This is a genomic window from Coprococcus sp. ART55/1, from assembly GCF_000210595.1.
GTDB lineage: Bacteria > Bacillota > Clostridia > Lachnospirales > Lachnospiraceae > Coprococcus > Coprococcus aceti.
This window is the reverse complement of sequence record NC_021018.1, coordinates 1,150,097-1,163,115: the sequence shown is the minus strand read 5'-3', so window position 1 is coordinate 1,163,115 and position 13,019 is coordinate 1,150,097. Positions and strand designations below refer to the sequence as shown.

The 13,019-nt window shown below is 45.0% G+C and carries 9 protein-coding genes; 8 read left to right on the top strand and 1 reads right to left on the bottom strand.

The genetic code is table 11. The features are described 5' to 3' along the window. The first annotated feature begins 278 nt into the window (after positions 1 to 278). The 7 genes from CCU_RS05510 to CCU_RS05480 all read left to right on the top strand — a co-directional run bounded on the left by CCU_RS05510 (position 279) and on the right by CCU_RS05480 (position 10,187). Positions 279 to 614, top strand: coding sequence for a metal-sensing transcriptional repressor (locus CCU_RS05510; protein WP_243440863.1), 336 nt, complete (start codon positions 279 to 281; stop codon positions 612 to 614). 65 nt (positions 615 to 679) lie between these two features. Then, entirely contained in the window at positions 680 to 3,232 is a 2,553-nt protein-coding gene (locus CCU_RS05505; RefSeq protein ID WP_015533875.1) for a heavy metal translocating P-type ATPase, read from the top strand. Between the two features lie 13 nt (positions 3,233 to 3,245). Further along, a complete protein-coding gene (cls, locus tag CCU_RS05500; protein ID WP_015533874.1) occupies positions 3,246 to 4,778 on the top strand; it encodes a cardiolipin synthase in 1,533 nt (510 codons plus the stop codon). Between the two features lie 15 nt (positions 4,779 to 4,793). Then, positions 4,794 to 6,575 (top strand): O-antigen ligase family protein, encoded by a 1,782-nt coding sequence (locus CCU_RS05495; RefSeq protein ID WP_015533873.1) that lies wholly within the window; start codon positions 4,794 to 4,796, stop codon positions 6,573 to 6,575. A gap of 146 nt (positions 6,576 to 6,721) precedes the next feature. Continuing rightward, positions 6,722 to 7,942 (top strand): tyrosine--tRNA ligase, encoded by a 1,221-nt coding sequence (tyrS, locus tag CCU_RS05490; protein WP_015533872.1) that lies wholly within the window; start codon positions 6,722 to 6,724, stop codon positions 7,940 to 7,942. A 279-nt stretch (positions 7,943 to 8,221) separates the two neighbouring features. Next, positions 8,222 to 8,836, top strand: coding sequence for a PBECR4 domain-containing protein (locus CCU_RS05485; RefSeq protein WP_243440862.1), 615 nt, complete (start codon positions 8,222 to 8,224; stop codon positions 8,834 to 8,836). 4 nt (positions 8,837 to 8,840) lie between these two features. Next, positions 8,841 to 10,187, top strand: coding sequence for an MFS transporter (locus CCU_RS05480; protein ID WP_208896022.1), 1,347 nt, complete (start codon positions 8,841 to 8,843; stop codon positions 10,185 to 10,187). Between the two features lie 44 nt (positions 10,188 to 10,231). Here CCU_RS05480 and CCU_RS05475 read toward each other — a convergent pair whose 3' ends face one another. Next, positions 10,232 to 12,232, bottom strand: coding sequence for a hypothetical protein (locus CCU_RS05475; RefSeq protein WP_015533870.1), 2,001 nt, complete (start codon positions 12,230 to 12,232; stop codon positions 10,232 to 10,234). 357 nt (positions 12,233 to 12,589) lie between these two features. Between CCU_RS05475 and CCU_RS05470 the strand changes: the two genes are divergently transcribed. Further along, a partial coding sequence (locus tag CCU_RS05470; RefSeq protein WP_208896021.1) for a hypothetical protein occupies positions 12,590 to 13,019 on the top strand: 430 nt, incomplete at its 3' end.

Here is a 13,019-nt window from a genome sequence, read left to right as displayed (position 1 = left end):
TGATAAAGTGGTATAAATATTGGTCTATGAGGATTTTTTATTGTTGACACATACCCCTAGGGGGTATATAATCCGTGGATGAAAAGAGAATTTAACAGCCGTAATGTGCAGATAATAAACAGATGGCATATATGCAGCGTCATTTGAAATGTGAACAGAAATGGCTGATGTACAAGGGATGTGTCAAGTTTTCTATGAAAACTTGACATGTAGCCCCAGCCATTTGCCGAAGGCAAATTTTGCATGGCTGGAGTTCAATAAGGATGGAGGAAAGATATATGGAAGAACAGAAGAAATGCTGCTGTCATCATGGCGGAGAGATAAGCGATGTGGAAGCCAAGGTGAGGACAAGGACAGACGAGGAGTATAAGAAGCTTCTCAACAGACTGAACAGGATAGAGGGGCAGATAAGAGGCGTGAAGAGTATGCTGGAAAATGATGCCTATTGCACAGACATCGTGCTCCAAGTGTCGGCGATCAATGCGGCACTCAACAGCTTCAACAGACAGCTCCTTGCCGAACATATCAGGACCTGTGTTGCAGATGATATAAGAAATGGCAAGGATGATACTATAGAGGATCTGGTAAATACGGTTACCAGACTTATGAAATAGATATGTCAGTTATTGGCAAGTGCGGTTACGAACTGACTGATGCTTGATAAAGGAAGGTGAAATATATGGACAAGTACAATGTGACAGGAATGACATGCAGTGCATGCAGTGCAAGAGTCGAGAAGGCCGTATCCAATGTTGAGGGAGTTACCTCGTGTCAGGTGAATCTCCTGACCAACTCCATGATGGTGGATGGAACAGCCGACAGCGGAACTATAGTGGCTGCAGTTGAGAAGGCAGGATACGGTGCGAGTCTGGCGGGTGGAAGATCTGCTGGCGGAAATACTTCACATTCAGGTGGGAAGAGCAGCGGTTCCGGTGAGAGTGAGGCGGACAAAGAATTTGGAAAAATGAAGAAGAGACTGGTGGCATCAGTTATAATTCTTATTCCCCTCATGTATATATCAATGGGACATATGATGTGGAACTGGCCGCTGCCAAGCTTCTTTGACGGCAATCATGTGGCGATGGGACTCACGCAGATGCTGCTAACCATAATCGTGATGGTGATAAATCAGAGATTCTTTGTGAGTGGATTTAAGGGCGCTATACACGGTTCACCTAATATGGATACGCTGGTGGCCATGGGCTCAGGTGCCTCATTCATATACAGCGTGTACGTGCTCTATGCCATGACAGCGGCGCAGACAGCAGGTGAAGGTGAGCGTGTCATGACGCTCATGCATGATTTTTATTTTGAATCTGCGGCCATGATACTGGCGCTTATAACAGTCGGCAAGACGCTTGAAGCATATTCAAAGGGAAGAACCACGGACGCACTCAAAGGTCTGATGGATCTTGCCCCGAAGACAGCCGTTCTCATCAGGGATGGTGAGGAGGTCACCGTGGATATAGACGAAGTTGCGGTTGGGGATATATTTGCCGTTAGACCGGGTGAGAGCGTTCCTGTGGACGGAGTAGTCCTTGAGGGGGATTCCGCCGTGGACGAGTCAGCTCTCTCGGGTGAGAGCATACCTGTGGACAAAACTGCAGGAAGCCGTGTGTCTGCGGCGACGATCAACCAGTCGGGTTATCTGAAATGCCGTGCTACACAGGTAGGTGCGGATACCGCACTGTCCAAGATAATAGATATGGTAAGTGATGCGGCGGCTACCAAAGCTCCAATAGCAAAGCTTGCTGATAAGGTTTCGGGAGTGTTTGTACCTGTTGTCATACTGATAGCATTTATCACGATGATAGTGTGGATAATAGTGGGTAAGGATGCCGGTTATGTGCTGGCGAGAGGAATATCGGTACTTGTTATAAGCTGCCCATGTGCACTTGGACTTGCCACACCTGTTGCGATCATGGTGGGAAATGGAATAGGTGCCAAGCACGGAATACTGTTCAAGACTGCGACTGCTCTTGAGGAGACAGGAAAGAGCAGCATAGTGGTCATGGACAAGACCGGAACGATCACAAAGGGAGAGCCTGTAGTGACGGATATACTGGCAGCCGAGAATGTCAGTGGTGACGAGCTGATGCAGAAGGCTGCGGCTCTGGAGAAGCTGTCAGAGCATCCTCTGGCAAGAGCTGTGGTTGGATACTACAGTGAGAATTACCAGACAGGTGATGCACAGAAGGATAAAAATTATGAGGTATCCGATTTCAAGGCTGTTGCGGGCAACGGTCTGATGGGAAGTTTGAACGGCAGAAAGATCATCGGCGGAAATATGGATTATATAAAGGGATATGCAGATGTACCTGAGACGATGAAGGACAGTGCGGAGAAGGTATCACAGCAGGGAAAGACACCTATGTTCTTTGCCGAGGAGGCTGACGGAGATTACAGAGTCCTTGGAATAATAGCCGTGGCGGATACTGTGAAGGAGGACAGCGCTGAGGCCATAAGCCAGCTTCAGTCGATGGGACTTTCAGTAGTTATGTTAACCGGTGATAATGAGAGAACCGCCAAAGCCATAGGAGAGCAGGTCGGCGTAGACAGAGTAATAGCGGGCGTGCGTCCGGACGGCAAGGAGAGCGTTGTGCGAGATCTCATGCAGAAGGGGCATGTGATCATGGTTGGTGATGGAATAAATGATGCCCCTGCACTCACAAGGGCAAATATAGGAATAGCCATAGGTGCAGGCACGGATATAGCCATAGATGCTGCGGATGTTGTTCTCATGAAGAGTGAGCTCACAGATGTTCCGGCGGCCATAAGACTCAGCAGGGCAACAGTTAAGAACATAAAAGAGAATCTTTTCTGGGCATTTATATATAATATAATTGGAATACCACTTGCCGCCGGCGTGTGGATCCCGATATTTGGCTGGACGCTCAATCCTATGTTCGGAGCGTTTGCCATGAGCCTGTCAAGTTTTTGTGTTGTTACAAATGCGTTGAGGTTGAATTTGACAGACATTTATGATAAAAATAAAAGATATAGAATCAAGGAGGACAAAGTTATGACAAAGACAATGAAGATCGAAGGTATGATGTGTGGACATTGTGAAGCCAGAGTCAAGAAGAGTCTTGAGGCCCTTGACCAGGTGCAGGAGGCTGTAGTCAGCCATGAGACAGGAACAGCGGTTGTCACTCTCAAGGCAGACGTTGATGACAGCGTGCTCAAGAAGACAGTAGAGGATCAGGATTATAAGGTGACATCAATTCAGTAAAGGCAGGAAATATATGAAGAAGATACTGAACAGATTGCTAAGCAGAATGGTAATAACGTGCTTTCTTGTGGTCGTCCAGTTGGCGATCATGATACTGGGGGTTGTTTTTCTTCAGGACAGATATATCTATATATCGGGTGCTCTCAAGCTGCTCAGCGTAATAGTTGTAATGTATCTTATAACAAAGGATACTAACCCTATGGTAAAGATGGCATGGATGGTGCCGATACTCATATTCCCGGTGCTGGGAGGTCTCATGTATGTGCTCTATGGACATGTGCTGATACCTAAAAAACTCAGAAAGAATTTTCTGCGGGTTCTCCAGCAGGAGGTATATGAGAACGTCAAGGGGGACAACTGGGTCCCAGCGGAGAATTTAAAGTCGGAGCCTACATACAGGATATGTAATTATATGGAGAATGTGGCTGAGGCGCCTCTGTACAAGCATACCAGTGTAAAGTATTATGCCATAGGCGATGATGTGATGGATGATCTCATCAGAGACCTGGAGAGTGCGGAGAAGTATATATTCATGGAATATTTCATCGTGGACAAGGGTTATATGTGGGATACCATACTTGAGATATTGAAGCGCAAGGCTGCGGAGGGACTTGATGTCAGGTTCATGTATGATGACATCGGATCTGTGTTCAATGTGCCGAAGTATTACTGGAAGGAACTTGAATCCTACGGTATCAAATGTATGGCGTTCAATCAGGTGGTTCCATTCTTTGCCACTATCTTCAATAACAGGGATCACAGGAAGATCACTGTTATTGATGGCAAGATAGCTCACACCGGCGGTTACAACATGGCTGACGAGTATATCAACAAGATAGAGAAGTACGGCAAATGGAAGGACAGTGGAGTGAGACTTGAGGGCGAGGGCGCCTGGAGCTTCACTGTTATGTTCCTTCAGATGTGGAACAGCTTCAGATATTCAGAGGGAAGCTACAACAACTATAGACCGGCGGAAATCGACTATAGTGGCGTAAGTGACGGATATGTTCAGCCGTACAAGTCCAGTCCTCTGAGCGGAGAGAATGTGGGTGAGAATCTGTACATGCAGATGATAAATGATGCACAGGAGTACATTTATATATTTACCCCATATCTTATCGTGTGTAACGAGCTCATGATGGCACTGAAGCTGGCAGCCAAGAGGGGCGTGGATGTGCGTATTGTTACGCCGGCCATCCCGGACAAGAAATATATATACAAGATGACCCAGTTTAGCTACAAGGAGCTGCTTCTGGCGGGTGTGAAGATATATCAGTACACGCCTGGATTTATACATTCAAAGACTTTGCTCATGGATGGCAAGCTTGCATCTGTGGGATCCATCAATCTGGATAACAGGAGCTTCTATCACCACTTTGAGTGCGGAACTCTCCTGTATGACTGCAAGGCCATAGAAGATGTGAAGAAGGATATGATGGATACATTTGCCGAGTCGGAGGAGATAGATATTCCGTGGTGCAGAAATAACATAAGCAGGGTGAATATACTTGGTGCGATACTCAGATTATTGTCACCGCTTTTATAAAAGGAGTATAGCCGTATGGGCAGAAAAGACAACATTGCAGGAGACGGCAGGTGGGAACTTCAGAACGGAATAACCACATTATTTCTTATATATATGGGGGCTGCATATCCCCTGATAATGCATGACAAATATTTTGATATAACAGTAACCAAGTACAGGGCGTTCTATATTGCGCTGTGCATATATGCGGTGCTCATGGTGCTGGCGGTGCTGGTGGATGTGCTGGGACGGAATGTCAGCACAGGGCATGGGTCGCAGAGCTCAGGCGGGAATGTAGATGCTTCAGCAGGGGCGGCACATGGCAGCAGGTTTATCGGACGCCTGAGACATTTTATGGATATGCATAATATCATGGCCATGGATATATTCATGGCAGGATTTGTTCTGGCAAATGTTCTGGCATTCTTTATGTCAGGGAATAAGGTAGCAGCATATACAGGCGAGGAGGGCAGAAGGTGCGGACTTCAGTTCGTGCTGCTGGCCTTTTTCCTGTATGTGTGTATGGCGAGATATTGCAGGATAAGGCGGTATGTGGTGGTCATATTCATGCTTGCGGGCTCATTTGTGGGAATTGTCGGCATATGCCAGTTCATGGGATATGATTTCCTTGGACTCAGGGAAGGGCTGATGCAGAGCATAAGAAATGTATACATATCCACATTTGGCAATATCGACATATTTGCAAGCTTCCTGTGCGTGCTGGTTCCGATGGCAGCCGGGGCGTATATCAGCTCGGAGGGAAAAGAGAGCATAGTGATACGGATAACAGCAGTCATCGCTGTGCTCACAGGAACAGGAGCGGTGATCATATCCAATGCAAACCTTGCATATGCAGGCGTGGGTGGTGCTATGATTGTGGCATGGATATGGGCGTCATACCGCGGAAGAATAAGAGAATTTGCAGATGTATGCCTGGTTATGGCGTGCGGAGTCCTGGCGATCAGCATTATGCTGGGAAGAACGGATAACGGATATTCAGAACTTGACGGACTGAGCTGCTTTGTGAGTGACAGCCGGATGGTGTGGATAGTTTCCGTGGTCGTTCTCGTTGTATGGGCGGCCATAAGGCTGGCTTCAAAGTGGACTGTGAAGTTCCGCGGAAAGGCAGCTCTTGCTGTATCGGTTGGCGTATCACTTGCAGGCATCGTGGCTGTTGTTATATATGCGGCGCACAACCACATGTGTATATTTTCATTTGAAGATTCCTGGGGAAACTACAGGGGTTTTGTGTGGAGGAGACTCATGGAGGCGTATAGTGATTTCAGTGTTCCACAGAAGCTGTTCGGTTATGGAAATGAATCGGTGAAGTCGATCATGACTGATAGATACTACGACGATATGATGAATGCGGTGGGTGTTATATATGATAATGCTCACAATGAGTATCTGCAGTATCTGATAACCACAGGAATATTCGGTGCAGTGAGTTACGTAGGACTGCTGGTTACCACAGGTGGTGCTCTTGTGAGAACTGCGGTATCAGGAGCTGTGATGAATGAGAATGAAAGCATGAGCAGTCAATCCGCAGAAAAAAGATCAAAGGAGAAGGCAGCTTCGAGAGATTCAAGAACTGTAAGAGGTTCAAAGACAGGGACTGGCTTGGAGTGCCTGCTTGGATATGCTGAGGATGAGGGCAGTATGATAGCTGTTCTGCTCGGGATAACCGGGTATGCTGTTCAGGCATTTGTCAATCTTAACCAGTCGCTCACAACACCATATATATTTCTGCTTATAGCCATGGCAGGAGGTCTGTGCCGGAGATATATATGTCAATTTGCAGATGGCGGCAGAAAATGACGTGTGAAGGACGATTTATAAGAAAATAATACAGGGAATTGTGTGTATATACTTGCCACAGTGCATAGCAAAATGTTATAATATTTGCCTGTGTGGTGCTAGTGAACCGCACATTGAATAAATAAATACAGGAGGTCTAGAGGGACATGCAGATTTATGACGAGCTTGTAGCCAGAGGGCTTATAGCGCAGACAACAGATGAAGATGAAATTAGAGATTTAGTAAATAATGGTAAGGCAGTATTCTATATTGGCTTTGATCCGACTGCTGACAGCCTGCATGTAGGCCACTTCATGGCGCTCTGTCTGATGAAGAGACTTCAGATGGCAGGCAACAAGCCTATCGCGCTGATAGGTGGAGGTACAGCCATGATCGGTGATCCATCAGGCCGTACAGATATGAGACAGATGATGACAAAGGAGACTATCCAGCACAACGTTGACTGCTTCAAGAAGCAGATGAGCAAGTTCATAGACTTCTCAGAGGACAAGGCGCTTCTCGTCAACAACGCAGACTGGCTTCTCGACCTGAACTATGTAGATGTTCTCCGCGATGTTGGAGCATGCTTCTCAGTCAACAACATGCTTCGTGCAGAGTGCTACAAGCAGCGTATGGAGAAGGGACTCAGCTTCCTTGAGTTCAACTACATGATCATGCAGAGTTACGACTTTTACGTACTGTACCAGAAGTACGGCTGCAACATGCAGTTCGGCGGCGATGACCAGTGGAGCAATATGCTTGGCGGTACAGAGCTCATCAGAAGAAAGCTTGGCAAGGATGCATACGCCATGACAATCACACTTCTCCTCAACTCAGAGGGCAAGAAGATGGGTAAGACCCAGAAGGGTGCTGTATGGCTCGATCCTAACAAGACATCACCATTTGAGTTCTACCAGTACTGGAGAAATGTGGCAGATGCAGATGTTCTGAAGTGCATCCGTATGCTCACATTCCTTCCACTTGAGGAGATAGATAAGATGGACAGCTGGGAGGGCAGCCAGCTCAACCAGGCAAAGGAGATCCTTGCATACGAGCTCACAAAGCTTGTACACGGCGAGGAGGAGGCTGCTAAGGCACAGGAGAGCGCAAGGGCACTGTTCTCCAAGGGTGTTGCAGCAGACATGCCATCAGTAACACTTGCAGCAGATGACTTCAAGGACGGCGCCATCGATATCGTGTCAGTTCTCGTTAAGTCAGGTCTTGTTACATCACGTAACGAGGGCAGACGTGCCGTAGAGCAGGGCGGTGTCGCTGTGGACGGCGAGAAGATCACAGATGTCCAGACTACAATTCTACAGGAGAAGTTCGACGGAGAGGGCGTTGTTGTGAGACGTGGTAAGAAGAACTTTAGGAAGGTTAGTAAGTAAGAGATATACATTGACATATGTATATGTTTAGTATAGTATAATAAATAAGAAAGCACTGGGTTGCACACGGAGCAACAAAGAATCCGTGGCTATATTATTGCGATGATATCAATATAATGATTCGGGTGATACGAAGGTACTTAAAGTACAATATCATATCCAGTATGAGGATTAGGTCATACGCAGATGCTTTGAGTGATATCAAGGCGAACGGCCAGTGGTTATTCAAAAAAGGGAAGCGATGAGCTTCCCTTTTTATGTACTATAAGGAGGAAAATATTGGGGAAGTCACAGATAATACGGAGAATACATAGAGCGGCATTAAAATATAAAGAGGTATTTGTTGGAAATACATTTATGTTTGTATTCAATAATGATTATTTTGAGGTTATGTTTAAGAAATCTTCATTTATGCATTTAACAGGAGTGGCATCATGCCTAAAGGCGGATGATTTTTATAATCATGCATTGACTGAGAGAGGTCTACGACCGGGAGAAATATTTTTTAATGAAGATCATCCATACGACCTTGCAGATAAGAAAACTAGTATTCTTATTGGATTGGGTGATATTACCATTAAAGATTCCAGTGTGGCCATGGGTATAGAGACAAAGACGTTTTCTTATAAATTAGGAGTTGCAAATCTAAAGTTTACAGTGTGCCTGGGAGATGATAAAAATTCACTAGGGGAAATACAGGGAAAATGTAAAGTTCCGTATTCGTTTAGAGTTGAAGGAATAAGCGATACTAAATCAGATGACATATATTCAGTATCGCATGTGCTGAGAAAGAAGACTGGTGAGAAGAAATATCATATTCTGACTTATGGCGACAGAAACGCTTTGAAAGATTTAAATAAAGATATACAGGAGAAAATAGCATTGGATGAATAGTGGCATGGAGAGATATAAAAAGAAAAGGTTGGCAGTTTCGGTTGTCACAGTATCTGCGCTTATAATCCTGATCCAGTTCATAGATTCCTACTGCACAGAGATATTTGGAAGAACACAGTCTCTGTCGGCAAGAACATTCTTAATGATTCCGAAAGGAATGGACGGAGACTCCGCCATAGCGTATATGAGCAGGATGATGCTGCCATTTTATCTCATTGGGATGCTCACTCCGTTTGTCAGATCGTATACGGATATAATAGGCAGGAAGAGGATGCTTATTATAAACGTATCGCTCCTTGTGGCAGGAAGTGTCATATGTATATTTGCAGAAAATCTTCCTGTATATCTGCTTGGCAATGGCGTGCTGATACTTGGATATTCGCTCGATATACATATGATATATATCGTGGATGTAATAGACAGGAGATACCGGGCAACAGTGAGGGGAATATGCGGAGGCGTGTCCATGGCAGCGGCTATGTGCATACCTCTGCTCCGCTCGCGGTGTGTGAGCAGCGATGGAGGAAACTGGCAAATACTGTTTTGGGTGGGAATAATCGGCGGGATGCTGTGCCTTACACTGGTTACGGCGTACAGATTCCCAGAGAACGGTGCGGATGATATACAGAATGCAATGGAAGATGGGGAAGCAATCTGCAAAGTGTCCGCTGTAAAAGAAACTTTCGGTGATGAGAACCGGGCGTTGGAAGCAGAAAAACATGGCAGCTCAGACAAGGAGAATGATAAGCATATACATTTTATCAGAACACTAGGAACTCTGTGGAAACAGCCGGATACGAAGGGGCTGCTCATAGGAATAAGCGCAGTGGGACTGGCGACCGCGGGAATAACATACTACAATGAACCATTGTGTGCATTTTCGGGGATGGGAGAACAGGATGTAAATACAGTGCTGCTTGTCCAGCCGGTCATATCACTTATTATAAATGTTGTCACAGGAGTTCTTGCCGACATGGTGCAGCGCACAAAGATCGTGAGGCTTGGGATTGCCTGCAGCTTCGTGTTCGGTATGGCATTCACATTTGGAGCCGGACACACTCACTCGGCATTGCTGCTCGGCGTGCTGTGGGGATGTATGCATGGATTTTATTTCTCGGCAGAAGAACTCATCAATCTCATGGTGATGGAAAGCGTGAAGCCAGAGGTCAGAGGAAGGGCATCGGCTGCATCAACACTTGCGTATGGCATAGGAGACCAGCTCGGCATATTTGCAATAAGCCTGATCGTGGGTGCACTTGGAATGAGAATTACAAAGCTGCTTTTTATCGGAATACCGCTTGTGTTAGCTGCAGTGCTTATCAGGCAGTTCACTGCACGTAAAACAGAATAGTTACGAACAAAAGAGGACATATCAGATGTGATATGCCCTCTTTTTTACAGCTTGCGGATACTGGTTTTTATCTTTTTGTATTTCAGAAAAGGATATATTGCAAATGCCCACAGTATATAGATAACAACCAGTGCCGGGAGATATATAAGGTTGGGCAGGCTGTTTGTGTGCCATACAGCCAGACTGAAGTAGGCGACAAATATGCACAGCGCAACATCCGTGATCAGGTGCTGCTTCTGATTTACTATGAAGGTCGGATGATATCTGTCATCAGGCGGCTGTATATCCGATGTGCAGATGCCTTGTTCATACATGCTGAAATTGTAATTGTATATTCCGCGGGCAATTGCAAGCTCAGATATGCTACCAGCGTATAGATGATGTCTGAACAATTGGGTGGAGTCAGAGTTTTCCGCATCAGGATTGCCTGCATAGAATGAAAATTCTGCCATTTTCTGAAAGTGGGCTCTTGCTCTCAGCAATATAAGAATGTTGAGTATTCCGCTTATGAGAATGAGTATCATCGAGACGGAATAGAGCATTGTCGCAGTCGGCATGCGAAAATATTCCAGATCAGGTCTGACAAGCTGGAGAATCTCGGCTACAACGCCGATGGACGACAGCGTTATGATGAAAGCTGTCAGGGTAGCCCAACTGTATCTTGCCGTATCAGACACCTGATCATAAATATATCTTATGCAGTCTTCACTGTAATTGGTTAGTCTGTTATACATGGTATGTCTGAAGGAATCCATTTTGGGGTCGTAATCCCATGCGCACATGCGGGCTGCCCCGTACGCGGATGAAGGAATGCGTTTAGTAGATTCATCCATAAAATACATATCATATTTTTTATAGGCTATGTGGTCGTATAGTATGCTGTCGATCATCAGCACTGCACCAAATGAAAGGCTGACGAGAGCCACCAGCAGTGGAAAGGAGTTCACCACAAATGACAGTACGACATAGCAGCCTCCCAGTATACAGAACAGAGTTATGATGATTCGTCTGTTTCTCTGTATGGCATTGAAGGACTTTGAACAGTTCTGAAAATGTTTCCAGGTGATGCTGTAGGTATTGTTCTTCTCGTCCAGGACAGAATGCTCTAGTATGAGGCTGAGCTCAGAGTATTTTCTGTGCAGTGAGAATGGAATGAACCTGAGAGATGTGAGTATGATGGAAGCACACAGCATGGATATGATAAACATGTTCCATTTGAAACTGGTTTCGTCATAGCTGTCCATCAGCACTGTCGAAAATACAGCCCCCAGCATCTGTACAGAGTAAAGCACTATGAGTGTATATGTTGCAAATGCCTGAAGTCTGTCAGTACGCCGTGTATCATTCATTAGCTTCTGAAAATGTGGGTTGTTCAGGTCAATTGCAGGAGCCGTCTTACCTGACTGCGTATTTTTTCTGGACAGAGCGACCTCGGAGGCATATGCCGGAAAGTTGACATCGTCAAACAATGCATATAAAAGGAAGGTCGTAAGATATTCTGAAGGTGATGCGCATCTGAACAGAGAGCAGTAACTGGTTAGTTCACTGTCACAGGCCATCACGTTACTCAGATATGATTGGAGTTCCGTGATAAATTCCTGCTTCTCATTACATTTATTTTCTATAAGGACAGCTAAGTGAGAACACAGCTTGTCATAATCTATTGACTTCAGTATTTCTCTGATCGCAGGAGGCTGCTCATTTCCGCTGTAGTTCTTGTTTGCCAGGTTGGAAAAGAACACTCCCAGCTTAAGGCCTGTCGGGTAACTCTCATTTGGATGGATGAGGTAATACATAGGCTGCCTTGGCGATAACGCTGCCGCTTTCAATTTTTCAAGTGAGGAGTCCTTGAACACAGAAAAAGACAGAATTTTGTCAATGTCATCGCATTGATTCGTATTCTGTGTAAAAAATAACTGGCTGAAAGTGTGCTTATTGGAATAAGAAGAAGTCTGCGGAACTATGGGTATATCAAGCCCGAGATAGTTTATAAACAGATCTTCAAGTGAGCAGATATGCTCAGCTGGTCTGGTGCGGTAGTTCATATGTGTATCCTCCCCCTCGTATTATTTGAAAATATAAGCTTTGTAACCGGCTACATATGAATATATACTATAAATCGTCGCTATTCAACAAAATAAGTTGGATTTTTGTGTAGAAATTGGACAAAAAATACATTCGGTGACGGAATGAAATGAAAAAGACCAACACGATGAACACTGGACATTGAAAAATGTAATATAGACAACGCGATGACAGGAGTGCTTTTTTCAATGGCTGAATTATATATTACTTTAGACTTTTTAAAGTATGGTAATAATTGAATAACCTCCCATATTTCGCTACAGTCAGAGGGTAATGAGGCGGAGATCCGCATAAATCGAGGGGAGAGAAATTCAAATATGAAGATAGGTGTGTGTGACGTAAACCCTGCCGAGACAGCAAGGACAGTATTTCTATTAAATTCGCAGCTTAGAAATCTTAAGGAAAATTCCAGAAATACAGAAAGAAATCTGAAAAACAAGGCAGACCATGTCTCAAAAGTACGTGATTATCTGCAAAACAAGTGTATTGGTTATGATGATGTGACGATTATTTCATATAACCTTGATTTGGTAATGTTAGATCTCGATGATCAGAAGTTCGACTGTGATATCTTTATATCAGAACTGTCATTTCCTGGCGGCAAAAACGGTGTGAAGCTCGCCCGCAAAATCAATGACAGTGTCCCATCATGTAACATAATCTTTTACACAAATAAAATTCCAGACGAATTGGATATTTATGATGCCCGGCATGTGAACTGCATGCTGAAAGGCAGGCACGATGCGA